Annotated in this window: 21 protein-coding genes; 8 read left to right on the top strand and 13 right to left on the bottom strand. The window is 41.5% G+C overall.

What is annotated here, in order from left to right; all coding sequences use genetic code 11:
* From L4D20_RS04640 to L4D20_RS04615, 6 genes are all read right to left on the bottom strand, one after another.
* Positions 1-972, bottom strand: a complete 972-nt coding sequence (locus L4D20_RS04640; protein ID WP_428800377.1) for an AAA family ATPase — start codon at positions 970-972, stop codon at positions 1-3.
* A 102-nt stretch (positions 973-1,074) separates the two neighbouring features.
* Positions 1,075-2,886, bottom strand: coding sequence for a DUF3604 domain-containing protein (locus L4D20_RS04635; protein ID WP_428800376.1), 1,812 nt, complete (start codon positions 2,884-2,886; stop codon positions 1,075-1,077).
* 2 nt (positions 2,887-2,888) lie between these two features.
* Positions 2,889-3,947 carry a HupE/UreJ family protein gene (locus L4D20_RS04630; RefSeq protein WP_428800375.1) on the bottom strand — a complete coding sequence of 353 codons (1,059 nt, stop codon included), beginning with the start codon at positions 3,945-3,947 and terminating at the stop codon, positions 2,889-2,891.
* Positions 3,944-4,885 (bottom strand): peptidylprolyl isomerase, encoded by a 942-nt coding sequence (locus L4D20_RS04625; protein ID WP_428800374.1) that lies wholly within the window; start codon positions 4,883-4,885, stop codon positions 3,944-3,946. Before L4D20_RS04625 ends, L4D20_RS04630 begins: the two co-directional genes overlap by 4 nt.
* A gap of 315 nt (positions 4,886-5,200) precedes the next feature.
* A complete protein-coding gene (locus tag L4D20_RS04620) occupies positions 5,201-6,118 on the bottom strand; it encodes a sensor domain-containing diguanylate cyclase (protein ID WP_428800373.1) in 918 nt (305 codons plus the stop codon).
* A gap of 199 nt (positions 6,119-6,317) precedes the next feature.
* A complete protein-coding gene (locus L4D20_RS04615; RefSeq protein WP_428800372.1) occupies positions 6,318-7,970 on the bottom strand; it encodes an FAD-dependent oxidoreductase in 1,653 nt (550 codons plus the stop codon).
* Positions 7,971-8,268: 298 nt separating this feature from the next.
* Between L4D20_RS04615 and L4D20_RS04610 the strand changes: the two genes are divergently transcribed.
* Together L4D20_RS04610 and L4D20_RS04605 are read left to right on the top strand one after the other, a co-directional pair.
* Complete coding sequence (locus L4D20_RS04610; RefSeq protein ID WP_428800371.1) at positions 8,269-8,691, top strand: YeeE/YedE family protein; 423 nt, start codon at positions 8,269-8,271, stop codon at positions 8,689-8,691.
* Positions 8,691-9,155, top strand: coding sequence for a DUF6691 family protein (locus L4D20_RS04605; RefSeq protein WP_428800370.1), 465 nt, complete (start codon positions 8,691-8,693; stop codon positions 9,153-9,155). The genes L4D20_RS04610 and L4D20_RS04605 overlap by 1 nt, the downstream gene beginning before the upstream one ends.
* A 26-nt stretch (positions 9,156-9,181) precedes the next feature.
* Here the strand turns inward: L4D20_RS04605 and L4D20_RS04600 are convergent, their stop codons facing one another.
* Positions 9,182-10,081, bottom strand: coding sequence for an endonuclease/exonuclease/phosphatase family protein (locus L4D20_RS04600; RefSeq protein WP_428800369.1), 900 nt, complete (start codon positions 10,079-10,081; stop codon positions 9,182-9,184).
* Positions 10,082-10,375: 294 nt separating this feature from the next.
* On the opposite strand from L4D20_RS04600, the gene nrdD reads away from it, so the two are divergent.
* The 4 genes from nrdD to L4D20_RS04580 all read left to right on the top strand — a co-directional run bounded on the left by nrdD (position 10,376) and on the right by L4D20_RS04580 (position 15,170).
* Entirely contained in the window at positions 10,376-12,496 is a 2,121-nt protein-coding gene (gene nrdD, locus L4D20_RS04595) for an anaerobic ribonucleoside-triphosphate reductase (RefSeq protein ID WP_428800368.1), read from the top strand.
* 143 nt (positions 12,497-12,639) lie between these two features.
* Positions 12,640-13,110 (top strand): anaerobic ribonucleoside-triphosphate reductase-activating protein, encoded by a 471-nt coding sequence (gene nrdG / locus L4D20_RS04590; protein WP_428800367.1) that lies wholly within the window; start codon positions 12,640-12,642, stop codon positions 13,108-13,110.
* 176 nt (positions 13,111-13,286) lie between these two features.
* Positions 13,287-14,471 carry an amino acid aminotransferase gene (locus L4D20_RS04585; RefSeq protein WP_428800366.1) on the top strand — a complete coding sequence of 395 codons (1,185 nt, stop codon included), beginning with the start codon at positions 13,287-13,289 and terminating at the stop codon, positions 14,469-14,471.
* Positions 14,472-14,489: 18 nt separating this feature from the next.
* Positions 14,490-15,170 carry a putative ATP-dependent zinc protease gene (locus L4D20_RS04580; RefSeq protein WP_428800365.1) on the top strand — a complete coding sequence of 227 codons (681 nt, stop codon included), beginning with the start codon at positions 14,490-14,492 and terminating at the stop codon, positions 15,168-15,170.
* Positions 15,171-15,260: 90 nt separating this feature from the next.
* Here L4D20_RS04580 and L4D20_RS04575 read toward each other — a convergent pair whose 3' ends face one another.
* The 6 genes from L4D20_RS04575 to moeA all read right to left on the bottom strand — a co-directional run bounded on the left by L4D20_RS04575 (position 15,261) and on the right by moeA (position 21,390).
* Positions 15,261-16,091, bottom strand: a complete 831-nt coding sequence (locus L4D20_RS04575; protein WP_428800364.1) for a sulfurtransferase — start codon at positions 16,089-16,091, stop codon at positions 15,261-15,263.
* Between the two features lie 79 nt (positions 16,092-16,170).
* Complete coding sequence (locus tag L4D20_RS04570; protein ID WP_428800363.1) at positions 16,171-16,473, bottom strand: hypothetical protein; 303 nt, start codon at positions 16,471-16,473, stop codon at positions 16,171-16,173.
* 78 nt (positions 16,474-16,551) lie between these two features.
* Positions 16,552-17,049 carry a hypothetical protein gene (locus L4D20_RS04565; protein WP_428800362.1) on the bottom strand — a complete coding sequence of 166 codons (498 nt, stop codon included), beginning with the start codon at positions 17,047-17,049 and terminating at the stop codon, positions 16,552-16,554.
* A 5-nt stretch (positions 17,050-17,054) separates the two neighbouring features.
* Positions 17,055-19,166, bottom strand: a complete 2,112-nt coding sequence (locus tag L4D20_RS04560; RefSeq protein WP_428800361.1) for an LruC domain-containing protein — start codon at positions 19,164-19,166, stop codon at positions 17,055-17,057.
* Between the two features lie 229 nt (positions 19,167-19,395).
* Positions 19,396-20,145 (bottom strand): molybdopterin-synthase adenylyltransferase MoeB, encoded by a 750-nt coding sequence (gene moeB, locus L4D20_RS04555; protein ID WP_428800360.1) that lies wholly within the window; start codon positions 20,143-20,145, stop codon positions 19,396-19,398.
* A gap of 9 nt (positions 20,146-20,154) precedes the next feature.
* Complete coding sequence (moeA, locus tag L4D20_RS04550; protein WP_428800359.1) at positions 20,155-21,390, bottom strand: molybdopterin molybdotransferase MoeA; 1,236 nt, start codon at positions 21,388-21,390, stop codon at positions 20,155-20,157.
* Positions 21,391-21,540: 150 nt separating this feature from the next.
* Between moeA and folE the strand changes: the two genes are divergently transcribed.
* Both folE and dbpA read left to right on the top strand, forming a co-directional pair.
* Positions 21,541-22,194: a GTP cyclohydrolase I FolE gene (gene folE, locus L4D20_RS04545; RefSeq protein WP_428800358.1), complete on the top strand. Its 654-nt coding sequence runs from the start codon at positions 21,541-21,543 to the stop codon at positions 22,192-22,194.
* 216 nt (positions 22,195-22,410) lie between these two features.
* Positions 22,411-23,790: an ATP-dependent RNA helicase DbpA gene (gene dbpA, locus L4D20_RS04540; protein ID WP_428800357.1), complete on the top strand. Its 1,380-nt coding sequence runs from the start codon at positions 22,411-22,413 to the stop codon at positions 23,788-23,790.
* Positions 23,791-23,825: the final 35 nt, after the last annotated feature.

Below are 23,825 nucleotides of genomic sequence, written 5' to 3'. Positions count from 1 at the left end.
TTACACGACAGTCACGACTTTAATCATTTCATTAATGACGTCATCAGTCGTGACTCCATCAGCAATGGCATCATATGAAAGTACGATTCGATGGCGCAGTACACAATGAATAACGTTTCGGACATCGTCAGGATCGGCAAATGATTTACCATCTAACCATGCGTTGGCTCTCGCACATTTATCCAATGCAATCGTCGCTCTAGAGCTTGCGCCATAGCTGATCCATGTTGCCAAGTCAGTCGAAGGGTAACGATCGGGGTGTCGAGTTGCCATAACGAGAGCGACGATATATTTTAGTAATGGTTTAGCAACGGTGATAGCATTAATTTCGTCTCTAGCACTAAAAATGACACGTTGTTCAATATGACAAAGTTCATCATCACCATCGTTAGTTCGTTCTTCTCGACGAACCATTTCAACGATTTTTTCTTCTGCATCATCGTCTGGATAATGAACCGAAACCTTCATAACGAATCGGTCAAGTTGGGCTTCAGGTAAGGGGTATGTACCTTCTTGTTCTATAGGGTTTTGGGTTGCCATGACTAAAAATAGCTTAGGTAAAGGGTAGGTTTTACCCGCAATGGTCACTTGCCTTTCTTCCATTGCCTCAAGAAGTGCTGCTTGCACTTTTGCAGGCGAACGATTTACTTCGTCTGCCAAGACCAGATTATTGAATAGTGGTCCTTTTTGGAAGTGTAGTTTTTGGTGGCCGTTAATTTCTTGGTAAACCTCTGTTCCTGTCAAATCCGAAGGGAGTAGATCAGGGGTAAATTGAACGCGACCAAGTTGGGCGTTTAAAACATTAGCTATCATTTTAATCGATCGAGTTTTAGCCGTACCGGGTAGCCCTTCAAGTAGTAAATTTCCATTCGTTAGTAGAGCGATGACTAATGCTCTGACGACATCGGATTGACCAATGATAGACTGCTCCGTTTGTTCGATAAGCTTTAATACAGATGATCGATTGTCCATAAGAGTCCTTGTAGAGACTTAGCATTAACGAGTGAATAACAAGACGTAAGTAAAGAAACTGTTTAGATGGAACAATTCTAAACAGTTTCTTATCGCTATGTATTATTTAGGTGAGTACCAAATAGGTGAAGAATAGGCGCGCTCTTGTATCGTAATTGAGTGTCCAGTTTCTTTTGGATCTATGTCTAACGCAATTGCGTCAAGTGTTGAGTTTCTAGGTGTTGGAACCTCAAGAACACGAGCGTAATAGAACGCATTTTGCCCTGCATCAAAATTAGGGTCTGACCAAACGGTTGTAAGTTCGACATCACCAATGTCGTCAGTATAAAGGCCAGTAGACAGATCTACGGTATTTCCTACTGCAGGTAATTTCCCTTTTCCATTTGGTTTTCTATCGTCGGACCAAGCGACATCAAAGACTTTTTCATGTGACTGACCACTTGAGTCAACCCAAGCTTTGATGACTTGAACACGATCAAGATTGGCACTTTTAGGGTCTTTTACTGCTTGAATTAGGAACGATGGTGCTCTATTTTTAGGTGCGTTAACAAGGTCACCTCCCATTGGCACCCCTTTTTTATAACCCACTTTTGCTAGCTCAGTCTCATTTGCATCGTTTGACTTAAAGTCCCAGCCGCCAAAGAATCGCAGTTGGATTCGAGGGCCAGAAGTACCGTAAACCTCTTTACGTATAAATGCATCAGTTATCGATTGACGGGTATTCTCTGTTGCCCATACCCCAGACAAGCCTGACGCTGACATGTCCCATCCAGTACCTCCTGGAGCGACCTCAAAGTTTTTGTTGTCAGGGTTAGAATCTATAGAGAATTTACCCCAGTAATTATTCTCTTCGACAGTTGCATAACCGGTATGACTATCGGTAGCTCCGATAAGGCCATATTTAAATGGGTTGGCACCTATGCTTTCTTTAAATTCCAATCCTCTTTTAAGCCCTTCACGTGTATAGCTACCTGCTCGCAGGGAATCAATATCGATCTCTTCACCGTCGTTGGTTCTAATCAGATTTTCATAGGTTTCAAAATCAGCAAATTCATCATCAGGAGACAAAGCAGGGTGAGTTTCTGAGTCACCCTTGATTTGGGTCGTTTCCATCACAGGTTCCCAACGCATACGTTTATTGGCGTATGTTTTATCTATAGGGTTTCCATACCGGTCGTTCAATGGATACATGAGACCACCGGAAATGTTACCGTTGTGCGGTATGGCAACAAAGCTAGCCCCTGTTTCCTTAGATGTTTTTTCGAGCCAATCCCAAAACTCTGTTTCAATGTCAGTATCAAATGACGTAATTGGTGTGAATTGCTTTGCAATGTCACCACCTTCTGGCATGAAAATAATCCGGTGTAGATTTTGGCCATTAGGCAAGGAAGACCATTCCCAACCGATTATCGCTGTGAAATTACCGGGGTCATTATGTCTTTCAGCCGCATCAACTATTTCGTGCCATACCGAGTTACGGAGATCTAGCGTTACAAGTTCTTCTATTGGGGTATTATTGTTAACTGATTGAACAAGTTCAAAGAAGACTTCTCGCCCTTTGCCTTCTTCGATCATTTTTTTAAAACGTTGTCCAATTTCTGATGAATCGAGTCTATCATCGCCCTCAAATATCATTTTGGTGACGCCGAGATATTCTGCATGGTCGGCAACGATTAAAAAGTCTAGTGGTGTCTCAATTTGTAGTTTTGCTCGCGTGTTGGCATCAATAACCGGAGCGCCTTTGGCAAATCTATATGCATCATCAGGCATGGCGGTTGTGTTTCTTTGAACGTATGCGTCTGGAGATAGGGCTGTGTGTAAGTGTGTATCTCCCCAAAGAAGAGTCGTTTCTTGTGCAAAAGTAGGTATAGATAAAATGGGTAGCATAAGAAGTAGTGATTTTCTAAGTTTCATAGTTAGCTCCAAAACCCAAGAACACGCTCTGTCATCCAATAGCTGGCAACAATGCCGATAACGTAGCTTGCTGGGAGTTGTAGGTTGTTGATTGCGTTCTGAGTTAGAACGCGCCTATTTAAAAGTTTCAAATACAACTTCGTGAAGGTTGTAAAAATTAGCACCAGAACACAGATAAACAACAGCTGCCCAATTTCTACGCCAAGGTTAAAGAATAGTAGAGCAGATCCTAGCTCTGTCTGCGGTAGTCCGAGATCGCCAAGCACGGCAGCAAAGCCGAAACCATGCAATAAGCCAAAAGATGAAGAGACAATAACGGGATACTTAAATGTCCATGATTGCCTGTCGTTGATCGCGATCTCATGCGCCAAGAAAACAATACTTAATGCGATCACCGCCTCAACAGGGGGAATAGGGAGTCTTACCCAGCCAAGCGTAGCCAAAATAAGAGTCACCGAATGAGAGATTGTAAAGCCAGTAATCGTTATTAAAATGCGCTTGAATTTACCAGCGATGAAAATTAGACAAGCGACAAATAATAAGTGGTCTATCCCTTCCCATATATGCTGTATTCCAAGCACAGTGTAACCTTTAGCCACACTGAAAAAGTCCTCAGCTTTAGGCACTTGCCATTTAGTCTCACCAGGTTTTAATAGGCGGCTATGTTGTTCGCCGTTAAGAAAGTGAAGTCGAAATAAAGAAGTGACCGAAGGGTTAACAGTAGGATATTTCAATCCAATAGATTGCTCTGATAAGGTCTTTTTACATAAGTATATTTTCTTGCCTAAATACTGCGAACCTTGTTGGCTAACACCTCTATTTTCAAGTGCAGAGCAACCTATAGGAAGGGTAACTATTGGCAAGCTATTTCTTGGTACCGTGGGAGGGATTTTCCAATAGAGTTGATAAGCAAAATGTGACGAGCTATTTTTACCGGCGCCATGTTTTTCAGCAAGTTCTGTTATTTCTATTAAAATAGGGCGAGATTCATGTGCATTGACAGTACCAACAGAGCCAAATAAAACGAATAGGGCTATAGCTATGGATAGGGTCGAATTCATTTATTCATACCACCCATTCCCATTTCTTGATTAGCAATGTTCATGGACTGATCAGGCGTTAGTAGTTCGTCTGATATTTTAACCTCATAGCTATCTATAATATTTTGATTGGCACTGTCAGTTGCCTTCTGGAGCAACTGCCTGTGTAGATCATCGTGCACTACTCTTTGAATTTCAGTTAAAGGGGGCACTCTCTCTTGGGTGATATTGCTAATCATAACCAAGTGCTGGCCATGGTTAGAAGCGATTGGCCCGAACCAAAGTTCTTCATTAGCTGCTAATGTAAATAACTTTTGTGCGAATTCGCCGCCGAAATGTGATTGAATAAAATCTTGGTCTTTTTCAATATAATTAACGTGATATGGAAAACGATCTCCATGAGTAAAACCATCAGTAAAATGGACTTTATTAAGGTTCAAATTTAATCTTGTTTTCTCTGCGATTTCCCTAGCTGGATGACCGCCAAGCTTATCTTTATCAAAATACACATGGGTAAAGGTCACATTTGAAGGTACAGTATAAATATCTTTGTATTGGTTATAAAAGTCGTCAACTTGCTGTGGTTGTATATCAATCATGGCATTGTTAAAGCCTTGATTTATAAATTCTAATTTCTGTAGAAGCCTTTGCTTAATAATGTAATCATTTTGCTCAAGCCCTAACCGTTTCGCTTCTCGATAAAGTGCTTCTTCTCGGATCATAGCCCCGATTAAACGCTGTTTATTCTCCGCGTTCATATTACTAAGTTGTTGCTCGAAACGTTGCTTATCAAATGCTTTGGCTCTGTATTGCATAAAGGTGAGCAGAGAATTTTTGTCTACTATTATTTTTCCGCTATTTTCATCAAAACCTTCGCTTCCCCATTGACCGAAAACCACAAATAACAGAACACCTGCAAATAAAAAATGGATAAGAGGTTGTTTGAACAGTTTGATCATTTATGTGCTATCCCATACTCATATCTATCGCAATGAATTGAAAAGTATGGTCAATAATTGAGGGAAACCCAAATATATATGCAAATAAATTGTTTAATGAAAGTGTGTAGGAATATGCGTGGAGAGAAAGGTAATACATAAAGAGAAAGGTAATACATAAAGGGGCGCTGGTTCGTTTCAAAGCCACTGCCTTTCTTTTACTTATAGGAAGGAATACCCTTAAAACCAGCTCGAACGATCAAAACGACCTAGCATCGTTAAACGTGCTTATCTAAAACTAACAATCGGTAAGCTTTGGGTCATACATTACTCCGATCACTCACCTTTACTAATAGTCGGCAAATCAGCGACATAACTAATGGCCTGCATATTTCTCTTTCCGTGATACATGGCTTTGTCTGCCAACTTCAGTACAATTTCTATATCTTCAAAATCCTGCGGAAATAGTCCGATACCAATGCTGGCACCCACGGTGAACACTGTACCTTGGACAGTGATAGGGCATGATATTTTATGATGTAATTTTTCCGAAACAGATCTGACATCTTGCAAAGGTTGTTTGGATTCTTCTAAGTTAAGCATAATCACAAACTCATCGCCACCGACCCTAAAAATAAGATCGTTATAGCGAAGGGTTTCTTTCATTCGTAACGCTACCGTTTTTAAAATGTGATCACCATAGTCGTGACCATAATCATCATTGATAGGCTTAAAGTTATTTAAGTCTAAGTATAAGACAGCAACTGAATGAACCGATTTATACCAACGACTGTCACTTAGAATAATGGCATCTAGGTAACGCCTATTGTGCAACATAGTAAGTGGGTCAGTGTTAACTTCTTCTTTTAAGTTTTCAATAAACTGATGGTGCTCTGTGTAATCTTGAATAATAGCGAGGCCAAACTTGTCACCGTCAATTTCTAATGTCGTTAGTGATATTTTTACCTGAAGTATTTCGCCACTCTTCGCTATGCAGTTAATCGTTGTGCGAGACATCATTCTTTTTGGCATAGATTCAGATGCAATGTAACTCTCAACTAGTTTTGAATGGTGCTCATTAAATTTAGGCTCCACCACAATATTAATTGATTTACCTATTAATTCATTTTCACTATAAGCAAATAGATTTAGGCAAGCAGTGTTAGCAAATGAGATAATACACTCTTTATTCACTAGAATTGTTGCTTCACCCAAGTACTCTAGAAAAGACGTTATATTGCTATGATTAGTCATTTCAGTCCCTCTTTTTTAGGCTTTTGAAAAAGTATAGTTTAACTACACAATTTTCAAATAACCCGTACCAGAAGTTTTGAAAACGGAATTAAGTGAGCACTCTTACTAGAGAGATGAGCAATGACAACTTAAAAAATACGGATTAAGCATGCTCCTGAATTTAAAGCAGAAGTTCTCATTCTCCCCTCTAATAGTATTACTATGCTTTTGAATAAATGATCGTCCTATACCCACCAATTAAGTTCTTAGCTTTAAATCCCTTGTTGACCAACTGTCTATAAGCAACGTTACCACGTAACCCTACTGCGCAAAGGATTATGATTTCTTTATCTTTTGGTAGCTCGTTCATGCGAGGGCGGAGTTCATCTACAGGGATATTGATTGCACCTTCTAGCGTACCGAAGTTTTGAATTTCCATTGGTGTACGAACATCCAAGATGATTTGTTCATCCGTTAGGCTATCAAGTTCATCAAAGTGAATCGCTTTTGCATCACCATTTTCAATATTGTTGGCAACAAATGCGGCCTGATTAATGACATCTTTTGCACTACCAAATGGTGGTGCATACGTAAGTTCAAGGTGTTGTAGTTGGTCGATAGTCATGCCTGCTCGTTGAGCCACAGCCATAATATCAATACGTTTGTCTACACCATCTTTACCTGCGGCCTGTGCGCCAAGGATTTTTTTCGTGTCAGGGCAGTAAAGCATTTTAAAAGAAATAATTTCTGCACCAGGGTAGTAGCTGGCATGGCTTGCAGTATGAACGAATACCTTTTCGTAGTCGGTACCTTCGAGTTTAAGTTGCTTTTCATTTTTCCCTGTTGATGCAATTGCAAGATCAAAGATCTTACAAATCGCTGTACCTTGCGTACCTTGATAGGTTTCTTGACCACCAAGCATATTGTCTGCAGCCATGCGACCTTGACGGTTTGCAGGGCCAGCCAATGGAACCATGGTTTGTGAGCCAGTCACGAAGTCTTTTTCTTCAATCGCATCACCGACTGCATAGATAGAAGGATCACTAGTTTGCAGAGTTGGAGTGGTCCAAATTCCGCCAAGCTCACCAATTTTAAGACCAGCTTCCGATGCTAGTGTTGTTTCAGGGCGCACACCGATCGCCATGATTAGAATGCCAGTTTCTATTTGCTCACCATTATTTAAGGTAAGTAGAAGGCTTTGAGAGTTATCTTTATATTCGACAGACTCAAGGGCAACGCCAAGTTTTAAGTCGATACCTTTTTCTTTTATTTCATTATGAGCAAAGCCTGCCATTTCCCGATCAACAGGCGTCATGACTTGATCAGCCATTTCAACAAGTGTTGTTCTGATACCTTGTTGATGAAAGGCTTCCATCATTTCTAAGCCAATAAATCCACCACCAACAACCGTAGCATGTTGTGGTTTATTACAATCTAGGGTGGTGAGAATTTTATCCATGTCTGGAATGTTTCTCAGTGAGTGAGTAAGCGGGTTATCAATTCCAGGGATAGGAGGAACAATCGGACCTGCTCCTGGACTAAGCAGAAGGAAGTCGTAAGATTCTTTGTATTCACTATTATCCAATAGGTTTTTAACTGTTATTGTCTTGTTTGAACGGTCGACACTAGTGACTTCGTTCATTACACGAACGTCAACGTTAAAACGAGCAAGGAAGCTATCAGGTGTCTGTAATAGTAACTTACTACGCTCTTTGATATCGCCACCTATGTGGTACGGAAGCCCACAGTTTGCGAACGATACAAATGGTCCTCGTTCAAACATCACAATCTCAGCGTTTTCACTCAAACGACGAGCACGAGCAGCTGCGGAAGCACCGCCAGCTACACCGCCAACAATTAAGATCTTAGTCATTACTTTCTCCGAATTACGTTTGATTTTTTATGTCTTGATGATGAATCGCAAACACATTAACAATCTATTACCGACCATTCACTATAACAGGGTACGGTTTGTTTACTGATTAAGCCCAACGAGAAATATCTTACTTTAGGACATGCTAATGTCTGTAGTGTTATATGTCAATACGCTTAATTAGCCATTGCTAATATTGCGTTTCCATATATACTTCAAAAATACCGAATTAATAAGTTGAACCTTAGCTAGTGCTAGGGTGCTTAAATAAGAAAGTTATTACAGTTAGAGGTGATGTATGGTTTTTTCCATTCCTTTGGAAGCACTATTTGGTGGTATGTTGTTAGGCCTATCAGCATCGATATTGATGTTGTTTAGCGGGAAAGTTGCAGGCATTAGCGGCATAGTTGGTGGACTGTTGTCATTAAAAAAGCATGATTCAAGCTGGAGAGCAGCTTTTGTCGTAGGGATGATTTTCAGTGCATATATAGTGGCTCCGTTTGATTTCCAACTTCCAGATGTATCAGGCAATAATTTAGTAACGATTGCTATAGCGGGTGTCTTAGTTGGTTTTGGGACTCGAATAGCGAATGGATGTACAAGTGGGCACGGTATTATAGGAATGGGAAGATTCTCCATGCGTTCTATCGTTGCTACTGTAACATTTATGGTTACGGCGATTTCTGTTGTAATGTTTAAACGAATGATGGGGTGGATGTAATGAATCTATCAAATATCGTTGTGGGCCTTATTTCTGGAGCGTTATTTGGCTCAGGGATGATTGTATCAGGCATGGCTGACCCTGAAGTAGTCTTGGCCTTTTTAGATGTAACTGGTCAATGGAATCCTAGTTTAATCTTTGTTATGGGTGGTGCGCTTATGGTGTTCACACCGTTTTACCACTTAGTGATAAAAAAGCGGACAGCAGCAATTGATGGCGCTAAATTTAATTGGCCAGTAAAACCTAAAATAGATTCCACATTGCTTACTGGTTCAGTCATATTTGGGGTAGGCTGGGGAATAGCCGGAATCTGCCCTGGTCCCGCAGTAAGCAGTATATCAGGTGGTTCAAATGTGATTCTTGTTTTTGTATTGAGCATGTTGGTGGGCATCACTTTGGCGAAACAATACTTAAGTGGTCGATTGCCGTTACCGTTTGTTGGGGCGCGCAAGCAGAACGAATAGCCTTAGACTAGAAACAGTACTATTGGCTACTTGCGATAATGTATCTCGGAAACAACAGGGCAGTGATCACTCAGGTGATATTTAATTAAGTCTTCTCTTTCGTAGAGTTGCTGTTTGGCAACAGTAAATGATAACGTTTTACTGGTTACAACATGATCAATGACTGATCGATACTGAAAGGTTTCTTCGGGTTGTTTACGTGACTTTACTTTACAATCTGCCTTGGTTGCTGCACTTGCTAGTGCCGCCTGAGTATCGACGGTTAATTGTGCCCACATCCAGTCACTTGGGTAGCTAAGATTATGGTTAAAATCACCTAGAATTATATATGCATCATTATCCAACTCTCGATCTCTAATCCAAAGGTTCAAACGCTTTGCCTGCGCTTTGAGCCGCCTACAACTCTTATTATTTCTATATTTCGCAATACATCCCGCTTTTAAATGAACTGATAGCATATGAATGGGTTGGGCAGTGTTAGGCCCGAGTACTATGTATGATGCGAAGCGGAGTTTACTTGTGGCTGTCGATTCCAAGCGTATATCTGGCATTGATGTAACAGCAAATGTTTTATGAACAGCGAATCCAGTGTATTGGTTTATGTCATGAAATTGATGCTGTTTGTTTTCTTGCAACGAACGGTCAGAAATCCAGATCGTATAGTCACTCCCGACGACGCCTTTAATCACATCAATATCATTGACTTCTTGGAAGCCTAAAACATCGGCGCCTAGCATTGAATAATAGTGGGCAATTTTTTTGTAATCATCTGAGGATCGAAATGATGAAGAAATATTAGGACTTGGGTGCGAGGTTAACCATTCAATGTTCCAGCTCGCAATTTTTAATGGTTTTTCAGCTTGAATAGAAAACGATAGAAAAATCGCTGCAGTGATGAATATTCGAAGTAGATGGTTAAGATACATACAATAGTTACTGTGAATCCAATCAGAGCCTTTATTCTACCAGTGTTATAAAAAAATCAAGTGTGATTTTCATAAAACATACTTATTTCATCGTTTCTTTTCTAAGTGAGAAGTGAGGAGAAAAGATCGAATTGATCTTGAACAGGCATCACGTTTTCTTGATCCAAATCAATACTCTCGCGTTGTGCTTTTTGTTAAATACACCACAATATATAGTGTCAGTCGGTCAAATAATCACCCTATATAGTGTGTTTGTGGATAAGTCTGTGGGTATACTTAGGGTAAGGGGAAATAGTGAAACCAATCGTAATCAAACGTGACGGCTCAAGAGCTCCGTTCAGTAGGGATCGTATTCAAGCAGCAGTGGAAAGTGCGGCGGAAAACGTGGATAAAGAAATTGCAATTTACGCACTGAATGTTGCGTTAGCGGTTGAGCTGAAGCTGAAAGATCACGATGAAGTCCATATCTCAGAAATTCAAACTCTTGTTGAAAATGAACTCATGCAAGGGCCATTTAAGTCTTTAGCTCGTGGCTATATTGAATATCGCCATGACCGAGATATAGCACGTGAAAAACAGAGTGCATTAACTCGCGAGATAGAAGGTCTTATTGAAGAGAGCAATGTTGATCTAATCAATGAGAATGCTAATAAAGACGGAAAAGTTATCCCGACTCAACGCGACTTATTAGCGGGTATTGTTGCAAAACATTACGCAAAAACACATATATTACCACGTGATATTGTTCAAGCTCATGAAGAAGGTGACATCCACTATCATGACTTAGACTACGCGCCATTTTTCCCAATGTTTAACTGTATGCTTATCGATCTTAAAGGCATGTTGACTCATGGTTTTAAAATGGGTAACGCTGAGATTGATACGCCAAAATCAATCTCTACAGCAACCGCTGTAACTGCACAGATCATCGCTCAAGTTGCTAGCCACATCTACGGTGGAACAACCATTAACCGTATTGATGAAGTGCTGGAACCTTACGTTAAAGCAAGCTACGAGAAGCATCTAGAAATTGCTAAAGAGTGGGACATTCGTGAACCAGAAGCATTTGCTAATACACGTACTGAAAAAGAGTGTTATGACGCATTCCAGTCACTTGAGTACGAAGTAAATACTCTCCATACAGCAAACGGTCAAACGCCATTTGTTACGTTTGGCTTTGGCCTTGGTACAAGTTGGGCATCACGTTTAATTCAGCAATCTATCTTGAAAAATCGAATTGCAGGCCTTGGTAAAAATGCGAAAACAGCCGTATTCCCAAAACTGGTTTTTGCAATTAAAGATGGCCTGAACCATACATCTGATAACCCAAACTACGATATTAAGCAGTTGGCTCTTGAGTGTGCATCGAAACGCATGTACCCAGACATCTTGAATTACGACAAAGTGGTTGAAGTAACCGGGTCATTTAAAACGCCGATGGGCTGTCGTAGCTTCCTAGGTACTTACGAGGAAAATGGCGAATTAATACATGAAGGCCGCAACAATTTAGGTGTTGTTAGCTTAAATCTTCCACGTATCGCATTAAAAGCGAATGGTTCGATCGAGACTTTCTATGAACTACTTGATGAGAAACTAAAACTTGCTCGTCGAGCTTTAGAAACCCGTATTAGCCGTTTAGAGAACGTTAAAGCTCGTGTTGCACCAATCCTTTATATGGAAGGTGCGTGTGGTGTTCGTTTAAAAGCTGACGAATCTATTGCTGATATTTTTAAAAATGGTCGTGCTTCAATTTCGTTAGGCTACATCGGTATTCATGAGATGATCACTGCTCTTCACGGAGCGGACAGCCATATCTATGATAGCGAGGAACTTCGCTTACAAGCACTAGAGATCGTTAGCTACCTTAAGGATCAAGTGAATCAATGGACGGAAGAGACGGGCTACGCGTTTAGCTTGTACGCAACGCCAAGTGAGAATCTATGTAGCCGTTTCTGTCGTATTGACACTAAAGAGTTCGGCGTTATCGAAGGTGTCACTGATCGTGGTTACTACACAAACAGCTTCCATTTAGATGTTCAAAAGAAAGTAAACCCATACGATAAGATTGACTTCGAATTATCTTATCCGCATATCTCTTCTGGCGGTTTTATCTGCTATGGCGAGTTTCCGAACATGCAGAATAACATTGAAGCATTAGAGAACGTTTGGGATTACAGCTACAGCCGCGTGCCATATTATGGAACTAACACACCGATAGATGAGTGTTACGAATGTGGCTTCAATGGTGAGTTTGACTGTACAAGTAAGGGTTTTACCTGCCCTAAATGTGGCAATCATGACTCGACAAAAGTGTCGGTGACCCGCCGTGTATGTGGCTACTTAGGCTCGCCTGATGCACGCCCATTTAACTTCGGTAAACAAGAAGAAGTTAAGCGTCGCGTTAAGCACCTATAGAGATGCACCTGTAGAGAAGCAGCTACAGCTCTTGTTTTGAGGTAACAGCTCCTGTCATTAGAACAGCGTTCTTACCCTAAGATATAGTAAGAAGCCGTGCTATCAATAGCGCGGCTTTTAATTTAGCAATCGGTATCTTTGAAATGAATTATCACCAGTATCACCCCATTGATGTTATTAACGGACCAGGTACACGATGCACGCTGTTTGTCTCTGGTTGTATACACCAGTGCAAAGGGTGCTATAACCAATCGACTCAACGTCTCGACTCTGGTCATCTATTTACCGAAGAACTTACTGATAAGATCATTGCAGATCTAACCGATAGCCGGATTAAGCGCAGAGGATTGTCACTCTCTGGTGGTGACCCAATGCACCCTGCGAATGTCTCTGAAATACTAAAGCTAGTGAAAAGAGTTAAAACCGAGTGCCCAGATAAAGACATCTGGTTATGGACTGGTTACGAACTTGATGAGTTGAACACTGAACAAAAAGAAATTTTGCCTTATATTGATACGCTTATCGATGGCAAGTTTGAACAAGACAAATATGACCCGAGTCTTAAGTGGCGCGGCAGTGAAAACCAAATAATTCACACCTTTAACGAGTTTTAGACGGCTGATTATCAATGGCTTAGGTGCGTATCATCAATAACTTAGCGATGTATCTTTGCTGCATTTGAAAAAGTATAAAATATCGATTTAACAAAGCATTAAAATATCGCTTCGATTTTTATGGATCTAATGTTACCGTGATGTCATTACTTGAATTTCAAAGGGTTGTGACTTTCATGTTCTCACACTTATCTGAACCAACACTAGATCCTATCCTCTCTTTATCCATTGCTTACCGTCAAGATGTACGTCCTGACAAAGTTGATCTCGGCATTGGCGTTTATCGCAACAGTCAGGGACAAACCCCAATTATGACTGCGATTAAACAAGCACAAGATATTGTTGTCGACACTCAAAAAACCAAAGCTTATGTTGGGTTAGCGGGCTGCGAAGAATTTAATCAATCGATGACTAAATTATTGCTCTCTGGCACCTCTGCAATGGACAGAGTAGCTACTATTCAAACACCTGGAGCAAGTGGGGCGCTTAGAATGTTGGGCGACTTAATGAAGCTTGCTCAACCAGACACTACGATATGGATCTCGAATCCTAGCTATGTTAACCATAAACCAGTTATGGAAGCTGCTGGCTTAAAAGTGAAACACTACAGCTACTTTAGCTATGAGACCAAACAGGTTGATAGCGAAAAAATGCTTCAAGAACTTGCGCAAGCTGGTCCAAATGATGTCGTGCTTCTTCATGGGTGCTGTCATAACCCAACAGGGGCAGACATTGACTTTGCTGCTTGGCAAGCGATTACCGAATTGTCACAAAAAAATGGTTTTATTCCTTTTGTCGACATTGCTTATCAAGGCTTTGGTGATGGCTTAGAAGAAGATGCAAAAGGCATGCGCTATATGGCGGATAACGTTGACGAGATGCTGATTACCACATCTTGTTCAAAGAATTTTGGTTTATACCGAGAACGTACTGGTGCTGCAATTGTTGTTGGTAAATCAGTTAAAGATGTGACTAATGCTAAAGGCAAGTTACTTACTCTTGCTCGTTCAACTTATACAATGCCACCTGACCATGGTGCTGCGTTAGTTAAAACTATTTTAAATGATGAGAAACTGACTGAAACTTGGAAATCTGAGCTGAGTCAAATGCAGCAAAGGTTGCTAAGCCTAAGAAATAGCCTATGTAATGAATTTAGAACAGTACACGGTACCGATGAATTTAACTTTATTGAACATCATAAAGGCATGTTTACTGTATTAGGTTTTAGTAGTGAACAGATGGCGACGCTTAGAGAGAAGTATGGCATCTATGGCGTGGGCGATGGTCGAATCAATATAGCTGGGCTTTCTGAAAACCACATCGCTTACGTAGCAAACGCTATTGCTCAAGTTTCACGATAATAATAACAAGGTAGTGATATGAACAAACAAAAAAACCTCATATTAATGGTTATGTTGAGCCTCGGATTAACGGCTTGTTCAACGACTAGCCAAGTTGATCAAGAAACGATACCTGAGCCAGTGAATCCTATTGAAAAACCTGAGGTTGATCCTGAGCCTGTTGAGCCGGAAGTGATACCTGAGCAGCTACCGGAAGTAGAGCCAGAAGTTAAACCTGATCCAGTTCCTGAAGATAAACCCGTTGAAAAGCCAAAGCCTCAGCCGAAAAAAACGGAAGATGGCAAGTTGATACTTGGTGATCAAGAGTGGGTGTACATACCGGGTATGAAACAGAGCTTTAAAGCGCGTGTCGATACTGGTGCAACAACATCTTCAGTTAGTGCACAAGATATCGTTCAATTTGAGCGAGATGGTAAAGACTGGGTTAAATTCAAAATGGATATGGGCGATACACTTAGTAAAGAAATTGCACTACCTATCCAACGTTGGGTTAAGATCCGTCAATCTAATAGTGAAGAATCAGAGAAGCGCCCAGTGGTTGTAGCATGGGTTCAAGTTGGTGATTTAAAAGAGAAAACAGAATTTACCTTGTCAGATCGCAATCATATGAAGTTTTCAATCCTTCTTGGTCGTAGCTTCTTTAAAGATGTGGCTATTGTAGATGTAAGTAAAAAGTTTGTTCAAGACAAGCACAAATAATCGTTATAAATAAAAAGAGCCGCTCATGTTTTTACTAACGTGAGCGGCTCTTTTGTTTTAGGCAGCATATCCCCCAATGTTCCTAGGCGTTTATTTCTCGATAGGAAGGTCAGGTCTTTGCCCCCACTCAGTCCATGAACCGTCATAAACTGAAAGGTTTTCATGACCACAGACCTTACTTGCTAGAAGGACAATGCAAGCCGTCACCCCAGAGCCACAGCTAAATATGTAATGATCTTTGGATGGTTCAATAGATTGGTCTAGAATCGATTTGAGTTGTTCGACAGGCTTTAACTTGTGACCATTCATCAGCTCTGAAAATGGCTGACAGACAGACTTAGGGATATGCCCACTTCTGATACCAGCTCTTGGCTCTTCTGTTTCTGCTTTGAAACGAGCTAATCCCCGAGCATCTACAGTTAAACTTGAGTCGTCTTCTATCTTATCAAGCACTTGTTGAGCGGATAAGAAATAGTCGGTGTTGAGTACTCCATTAAAATTTCCTTTCTGTTTTTGAGTGGCATAGGTTTGCGCTACTTCAAACCCAGAGTTCTTCCATTCAGTTAACCCGCCATCGAGTATGAACACGTCTTTATGCCCCATAGCCTTTAACATAAACCATGCGCGTGGAGAGGCGAACGTACCGCTGTTGTCATAAACAATGATCACAGACTCGTTGTTTAGGCCAATCTTTTTAGCCATCTCATTGAAGCGAGTTTCGCTAGGCATCATGTGTGGGAGCGAATTGTCTGGGTCACTAAAATCTGAGTTGTAATCGAAACGAATGGCATTTGGGATTATATTTTGTTTGTCCTTTGCTGTTTCACTCGGAATTTGGAAATCAATACTTGCATCTAAGATGACCAAGTTTGGGTTAGAAGCTTGTCCATGAAGCCATTGTGGCGATACTAGAGGTGTCATTACGTTTCCTTGTATTGATGTTTTATTATTCAGGTATAGACAGGTTAGACCAAATACTCAGTGTATAAACTAAATAACCTTAGCAGGATATAAATTGAAAGCTAGTGGCTTTGCTAACATCATGATTATTGGCTTTAAGTTTGACTGATTGGCCGACATCGCACTCTTTGGTAGTGGGGATAGAAACTCTTACAATACCGGTATTAGGTACTTCAACGATAAGGTACTGCCTGTGCCCATCGAGAGATTGAGTTATAGAGCGATCTATAATGATCCCTACTACTTCAGCTTCATTAGTGTCACTGGGTATCAATTGGAGTAGGAGCAGAAGCGATAAGATAGATGCGACAAACACGGATAGGTAAACTTTAGAATTATTCATCTGTTGAATCTGACTATTTCCCAAACAACTAAGTGAGAGACAGTTTAGCCTGTCTCTCACCTCAATACTTGAACCTTGCTACCAAATCCACTGATTTTGCGCTGTTGTAAATTGATGTTGAATCGGGTCGCTTCCGTCGTAAAACCAGATTTCAGCTAATACTGATGACTGTGAATCACTGATACAAAATTCCAGCGAAGCAGTACCGTTATCTAACGACGTAGAGGTAATACGGCTATTGAAATCAGGTTTGTAGCTACCATCTTGATTCACGGTGAATTGACCATAAACGGATATATAGGCACGCTGGCTTGAGTATGCACTAATGTCCACATCAAAATGATGGCCCATTACCGGGTTATAGCTAAAGTCATCAGGAACAACGAGATCTTGCATTGTTCTAGCGACAACAGCACTTTCTGTCGAAGACTCTTCAATGATCGTGCTCGTACTTCCTGCCGAGCCAGAGCCGCTGCTTCCTGTTGATGATGAGCTACCTCCTCCTTCACCACCACCGCCTCCACCACAGGCAGTAAGAGCAAATACGATTGATAATGCAGTCCATTTAATATTCATTGTCCTTACTCCTCTGGAAGATAAAATTGGTTAGAAGACGCGTTATCCTCGGAATGCCAGTCTTGACTATTTTGCCCTGCAGATTCAGCGTAAGTGGCAAACTCTGGGTAGGCGGTAACGAGATCTACTCGCTCTTGTGGCCACATCCATTCACTAGTGACTAATAGTGCCCAAGGAAGGTTATTAGCGGTTTTGTAGTAACGGTTTTCACTAGGGTTACTGGTGTCGACGCCTCGTCCAAATAGTGACTCATCAAATTGTTCTGTTGGCGCTTGATCTGCAGCGTGCACTTCCCATTTTCTACCAGGCTGAAAAGTTATCCCATCGCCATGATAATAGTCTGGAGAAGCAAAGATGAAAGGGTCGTAGGGCATAGCCATTAATCCTGACGTATCAGCAGCATCGGTCGTTGAAATATCAAGCTTAAATGAAGTGTTCAATGCTTCTTGGCAGTTTTGACGCGTTCTAAAGTACTCACAGGTATCCGATAATACGTTAGACATATTGTCTGATATGATAAAAATAGCTTCTTCTGAAATGGCTTCTAATCCATTAGCTGGTTGTAAGTACCCGTTGATAGTCATAGTGGTAAGGGCGTCGTCAATATCTGTGCGATTGAGTCCAGCAAGCCTAATAGCAAAGCCATTGTGGTAACCGGCGCCATAAGCCGCGACATAGCCTTCGATGATTGAGCGTGAAACCTTACCGTCTTGAAGTGTTTCAGTGACGCGGTAACGAATAACCAGATCATTCATATCGTAATCAGTCGTATATGGCCAGTTATCTTCAAACGCAGCTGTAACGAATCCAGATTCACTTGGGTAGTGGCGAATAGCAACACCGTCTTTTGTAATCAATACTGGGTGATCTTCCACTTCACCTTTTTGAGCGCCGCCGAAGTAATCGATTCCCGTTTGGTCACTAAAGCGGAAGCGACTCCATGTAGAACCCATGGTTACATCGTTGGGTACCGAAAGCATAAGGGAGTTGTTACCGGGTACCAGCAACGTATCTGAGAATACTTTTTCTCCTTCGTCTGTGAAGTCGCCATCTTTGTTCCAATCGATCCACGCAGAAAGATACCCATTTGTTGATGCTTGCACAGAAACAAGTGCTGTCATACCTGCTTCGATTGCGGTTACAAATCCAACACCGTCTTCATCTTGTAGCCCCGCTTTGTTGTCATCTAGTGGCGCTAATAAACCATCACCTTCACCGTCAGGAGCAACAGATCCAAGATAGAATCCAGATCCGATACCGTGACGAGGGCCATTTGAATCTAGAAGCGTCAAGTAGCTATCCGGAGCATCACCAAAATCAATGGTTGAATCTTCATCGATAACAGGCGCATTAGCACATCGAGCACCATCGTTTTGTCCAGAGGCTGGGCCATAAGCAAAAATTTGAGCGGCTATGATGTCGTCATTAAGGTCATCAGGGTCTGATAGGTTGATACGGAAAACGTGGCCATCTGCATTACGTGAAATATAGTAATAGCCATCAACGTCAAAATAACCAGCACCGAATGTCCCTGTCTCTCCAATGTTACCAAGATAGGTTTCGCCACCGTTGGTTATATCGAATTCGTATAGTCCACCTGTAGAGTTATCGACACCATACAGTTTCCCATTTGCAGGGTGAAAGGCGAAATCAGTTAGTGAAACAGTGGCTGTGGTAGTAATAAGCTCAAGAGCTAGGGTTGCATTAGGGTTTGTGTCCAGTGGGTATAAATCAATCTTGAATAAACCCTGACCCTTACGATAGAAATAGAGAACGTGGTCATAAACATCCCCAACATAGAATGTATGATCAGGAAGCCCAGTGACGTTCAATGTTTCTGACTGGAAGTCTTTACCTAAGCGAACAACTTCTTTGTGTGTTGTGTCATAGCCGTAGATATACTTATCTTCGAAATCAAAGCCAACCGCATTTATATTCCCGGTTGTTCCTGTATTACCTTCAAGTAGGTTTGTTTCACCAGTAACTAGGTTGACGCCATACACCTGAACAGGCTTAGATTGAAATAAATACGCTTTACTAGGGCAGGTCTCAAAAGGGGCTGAATGAGCTGATAGCGAAATAAGAATTGCTACAAATAATAGGATAAGCCTACGCATGATGTTCTCCTTCCAATAAACGTTTTGTTGATTACCTACGTTATTACAAGGATTATGCCACTTTTAACTCATTGATTTACATGGTGGTAAAGAGGGTGTTGATGAAAAAGTAATGAAGAAAAATCAGATTGATTGTCATAATAAAAAACCGACAATATGTCGGTTTTCATTATGAGAATCATAGTAACTGCATCAGAAATGTCAGTTAAGACACAAGAACCCGTTACAGTTAGGAGCAAACAGTGCAGTGTTGCATCTTAGATAATTTCATCTCTCGCCAACTCATGGTGAGTGCGTCTAAAATGAGAATCTTCCCTTCAAGTGGCGTTCCGTAATTTGCAATGACTTTGATCGCTTCCATTGCTTGCACAGCGCCGACAATTCCAACAACAGGAGCCATCACTCCGGCCTCGACACAAGTGAGTGCGCTATTACCAAATAGTGAACTTAAACATTGGTAGCAAGGTTGATTCTCATTTTGATAAGTGAATACACTGACTTGGCCTTCCATGCGGATTGCAGCGCCAGAAATCAGCGGTATTTTATTGCGAAAGCATAGACGGTTAAGTTGATTACGAGTCTCTACATTGTCTGACGCATCAAGAACCAGCGTATGAGATGAAACTAATGATTCTAATTCACTGTCACCTAAACGATTCTCTATGGTCTTAACACAAAGGTGAGGATTTAGCTTGGTTAACGCAGCTTTTGCTGATTCGACTTTAGCGACACCTATATCGATATCAGTGTGAAGCACTTGCCTTTGAAGGTTAGATAACTCAACCTTATCATCATCAATTAGCGTTAACTTGCCAACGCCAGCTGTAGCCAAATATTGGCTGGCTGCGCAGCCTAAGCCACCGGCACCTAGAATTAGAATCGAGCTTTGCTTTAATGCTTCTTGCCCCTCAAAATCAAACTGTTTCAGAATGATTTGTCGGTTGTAACGCAGCATTTCAGCGTCAGATAAAATATCCAAACCTAAATCCTAGTAAAGTGTTGAGTTAAATAGCTGAATCTGAACTGTCTCACCAACTTCAACTCGGCCACGTTCTCGCTCAAGTACCACAAAGCAGTTGGATAAACTCATGGAACGGAAAGCGCCAGAACTTTGGTTTCCTGTCGTTTCAACAATGAATTGGCCATTTTCAATACTGTAAATGCCACGTTGGTAATCGGTACGCCCTGGGCCTTTCTTAAAGGCTGTTTTGGTGACAGCTGGGATTGATTCTTGCTCTTTCCATTGGGTGTGCCCTGAGAGTTTTGCTAACATAGGTTGCACCAACACATACATAGTTAGCATGGCTGAAACGGGGTTTCCTGGCAGCCCACAGAACCATGCCGTGTCTAGAGCACCAAATGCAAAGGGTTTACCTGGTTTAATCGCAAGTTTCCAAAAGCCGATTTCCCCAATTTCTTCCAAGATATCCTTAGTATAATCTGCTTCTCCAACACTTACACCGCCTGATGTTACAACGACGTCTGCCAATGTTTGAGCTTTTTCAAATGTCGCTTTTAACGTCTCTTGGCAATCAGGAATGATGCCTAGATCGATGGCTTCACAACCAAAGTTCTCAATAAGAGGCTTAATACCGTAACGGTTACTATCGTATATTTGACCACCAGCGAGCGGTTCACCCAGTGATTTAAGCTCATCACCAGTCGAGAAGAAGGCAACTTTGGGTTTGCGTACGACAACAATGTGGCTCACACCTAGTGAGGCAATCATAGGGATGTCTCTAGGAGTTAGGCGAGCACCTTGTTCAAGTACGATGTCACCTTGACGAATATCATCACCAAGAGGACGAATATTGTTTTGTGAAGCGATTTTCTCTTGTTTAATGACGATCCCGTCGTCTGCTACTTCGGTATTTTCTTGCATAACGACAGCATCACAGCCTTGTGGGATTTTAGCTCCTGTCATTATGCGAATACAGGTTTTCTCTGGCCAATCACCTTCAAAAGGGAGGCCCGCAAAAGATTTACCGGCTAGTGGTAGAACGTTTGTTGATTCTAAATCTGCTAAACGAAGGGCATATCCATCCATTGCTGAATTATCAAAAGGAGGAACAAAAATTGGCGAAAGAACATCTTCCGCAAGAACGTAACCCAGTGCATCAGCAAGAGGGAGTCGTTGTGTTGTTTGGATTGGTTTAATGCGGGAAAGCATTTTGTCCATGGCATCTTCAAGAGGCATTAAGCCCGGTGCGTCACAGCAGCCCATCTAGTTATCCTATTATCTTATTATTTGTGTTCGACTTTATCATATAATTATCAGTAGCAATAACGGCCAGAGACAATTATGAGTAGTCATTATTTCCAATTACGGGTATTCTTGCTGCCATCCAAAAGGGGTAATTCAAGAGGAATGAGAATGTCAGCTCTTAGCGAATCCGCAAAGTTAGTAAAAGATGCGCTAGAAAGCCGTGGTTTAGAAACGCCAATGCGTCCGAACCAGGTTAGTCGTGAAGATAAAAAAGAGAAGATTGAGCACCACATGCGTGAAATCTTAACGCTTCTCGAACTCGATTTAACTGACGACAGTCTCGAAGAAACACCACATCGCATCGCTAAGATGTATGTTGACGAAGTTTTTTCTGGCCTTGATTACGCAAACTTCCCTAAGATCACTGTTATTGAAAATAAGATGAATGTCAGTGAAATGGTGCGCGTGAAAGATATCACGGTGACCAGCACTTGTGAGCATCACCTTGTTACTATCGATGGCAAGGCAGCCGTTGCTTACATTCCTCGTGGAAAGATCATCGGGCTATCGAAGATCAATCGAATTGTTCGCTTCTTTGCTCAGCGCCCACAAGTTCAAGAGCGTATGACACAGCAAATCTTAGTTGCACTACAAACGCTACTAGAGTCCGAAGATGTGGCAGTAACTATGGATGCGGTTCACTACTGCGTGAAATCTCGTGGTGTGATGGATGCAACCAGTGAAACGACGACAACCGCATTAGGCGGGATATTTAAATCTATCCCCGCTACTCGCCATGAATTTTTACATGGGCTGAGATAATCACGATTACGAATTAAAAAACGCCTCTTTATTAGAGGCGTTTTGCTTTTTATTGTTAGAACAACTTCTCATCACTTCTACGCTCAATGCTCAGTAGTTTTACGATATTATAGCTTTATTCTTTAAATGAATGACGAGTAGGGTAAAATAGTCGGGCAAATTTTCTATAAATAGGCATAATACGCCTCCTTATTAAGAGCCTTAAAGGACATTACCGTGACAACAACTTCTTTTTCGACCCTGTCGTTAAAACCTGAACTACTGCAAACATTGGACGCTCTGGGTTATACCGAGATGACGCCTATTCAACAGCAGAGCTTACCGAGTGTTTTAGCGGGCAAAGATGTTATTGCTCAAGGTAAGACTGGCTCAGGTAAAACTGCCGCATTCTCTTTGGGTTTATTAAGCAACCTAAACGTTAAACGCTTTCGTGTTCAATCTTTGGTTCTATGCCCAACGCGTGAACTTGCAGACCAAGTAGCGAAAGAGATCCGTACTCTTGCTCGTGGCATTCATAACATTAAAGTATTGACTCTTTGTGGCGGTATGCCAATGGGGCCACAGATTGGCTCACTAGAGCACGGTGCGCATATATTAGTGGGCACACCGGGACGCATCCTAGATCATATGTCTCGCGATCGTATCTGTTTAGATGAGCTAAACACGCTTGTTCTTGATGAAGCTGACCGCATGATGGACATGGGTTTCCAAGACGCTCTTGATGCAATCATCGATCAAGCGCCAAAGCAGCGTCAAACATTATTGTTTAGTGCCACTTTCCCGAAAGAGATTAAAACCGTTGCCGCTCGTATCATGGATAAGCCAGAGATGGTTAAAGTGGAGTCGACGCATCAAACATCAACGATCAAGCAGCACTTCTATAAAGTGTCATGCCAAGAAGATCGCGATGATGCACTAGAAACTTTGCTACTGAATTTCCAACCAGAATCATCAGTGGTGTTCTGTAATACCAAGAAAGAAGTTCAAAATGTTAATGATGAACTGCATCACCGTGGTTTTAGTGTGACGGAACTTCATGGCGACATGGAGCAGCGCGAACGCGATCAGGCTCTAACGATGTTTGCTAACAAGAGTATTTCTATTCTTGTTGCAACAGATGTAGCCGCTCGTGGACTCGATGTTGATAACCTAGATGCCGTATTTAACTTCGAATTATCACGTGACCCAGAAGTTCATGTTCACCGTATTGGCCGTACTGGTCGTGCTGGTGAAAAGGGCAACGCATTTAGCTTCTTTAGCGATAAAGAAATGCAACGTGTTGCCTTGATTGATGAGTACATGGATATTGAAATTAAGCCTTCAGCTATACCAGAAAGAAGCAAGCAAGAGCCAATGGAAGCACCGATGAAGACGATTCAAATACTCGGTGGTAAGAAGGTGAAACTGCGTCCTGGTGATATTCTTGGTGCGTTAACTAAGCAAGCGGGAATTGATGGTAAAAAAATCGGTAAGATAAACTCTTTAGCGATGGTGACGTACATTGCTGTTGAAAAGAGCGTGGTTAATGTTGCTTTAAAACAGATTCAAAATGGTAAGATTAAAGGTCGTCAGTTTAAAGCGCGTATCATGAAGTAATCATTCCATACAGAACTTAAACGAAAAACCGAACT

Origin of the sequence: Vibrio kyushuensis (genome assembly GCF_050337325.1) — a bacterium.
Taxonomy (GTDB): Bacteria; Pseudomonadota; Gammaproteobacteria; order Enterobacterales; family Vibrionaceae; genus Vibrio; species Vibrio kyushuensis.
The sequence above is the reverse complement of the archived record's forward strand: the minus strand, read 5'-3'. Positions and strand labels throughout refer to the sequence as shown.

Excerpts from the sequence above, each read along its gene's own strand:
- L4D20_RS04565 (WP_428800362.1), bottom strand. The coding sequence starts at position 17,049 with ATGAATATTAAATGGACTGCATTATCAATCGTATTTGCTCTTACTGCC.
- L4D20_RS04585 (WP_428800366.1), top strand. The coding sequence starts at position 13,287 with ATGTTCTCACACTTATCTGAACCAACACTAGATCCTATCCTCTCTTTA.
- L4D20_RS04640 (WP_428800377.1), bottom strand. The coding sequence starts at position 972 with ATGGACAATCGATCATCTGTATTAAAGCTTATCGAACAAACGGAGCAG.
- L4D20_RS04630 (WP_428800375.1), bottom strand. The coding sequence starts at position 3,947 with ATGAATTCGACCCTATCCATAGCTATAGCCCTATTCGTTTTATTTGGC.
- L4D20_RS04625 (WP_428800374.1), bottom strand. The coding sequence starts at position 4,885 with ATGATCAAACTGTTCAAACAACCTCTTATCCATTTTTTATTTGCAGGT.
- folE (WP_428800358.1), top strand. The coding sequence starts at position 21,541 with ATGTCAGCTCTTAGCGAATCCGCAAAGTTAGTAAAAGATGCGCTAGAA.
- L4D20_RS04620 (WP_428800373.1), bottom strand. The coding sequence starts at position 6,118 with ATGACTAATCATAGCAATATAACGTCTTTTCTAGAGTACTTGGGTGAA.
- L4D20_RS04575 (WP_428800364.1), bottom strand. The coding sequence starts at position 16,091 with ATGACACCTCTAGTATCGCCACAATGGCTTCATGGACAAGCTTCTAAC.
- L4D20_RS04600 (WP_428800369.1), bottom strand. The coding sequence starts at position 10,081 with ATGTATCTTAACCATCTACTTCGAATATTCATCACTGCAGCGATTTTT.
- nrdG (WP_428800367.1), top strand. The coding sequence starts at position 12,640 with ATGAATTATCACCAGTATCACCCCATTGATGTTATTAACGGACCAGGT.
- L4D20_RS04560 (WP_428800361.1), bottom strand. The coding sequence starts at position 19,166 with ATGCGTAGGCTTATCCTATTATTTGTAGCAATTCTTATTTCGCTATCA.
- moeA (WP_428800359.1), bottom strand. The coding sequence starts at position 21,390 with ATGGGCTGCTGTGACGCACCGGGCTTAATGCCTCTTGAAGATGCCATG.
- L4D20_RS04570 (WP_428800363.1), bottom strand. The coding sequence starts at position 16,473 with ATGAATAATTCTAAAGTTTACCTATCCGTGTTTGTCGCATCTATCTTA.
- L4D20_RS04635 (WP_428800376.1), bottom strand. The coding sequence starts at position 2,886 with ATGAAACTTAGAAAATCACTACTTCTTATGCTACCCATTTTATCTATA.
- L4D20_RS04610 (WP_428800371.1), top strand. The coding sequence starts at position 8,269 with ATGGTTTTTTCCATTCCTTTGGAAGCACTATTTGGTGGTATGTTGTTA.
- L4D20_RS04605 (WP_428800370.1), top strand. The coding sequence starts at position 8,691 with ATGAATCTATCAAATATCGTTGTGGGCCTTATTTCTGGAGCGTTATTT.
- L4D20_RS04615 (WP_428800372.1), bottom strand. The coding sequence starts at position 7,970 with ATGACTAAGATCTTAATTGTTGGCGGTGTAGCTGGCGGTGCTTCCGCA.
- L4D20_RS04580 (WP_428800365.1), top strand. The coding sequence starts at position 14,490 with ATGAACAAACAAAAAAACCTCATATTAATGGTTATGTTGAGCCTCGGA.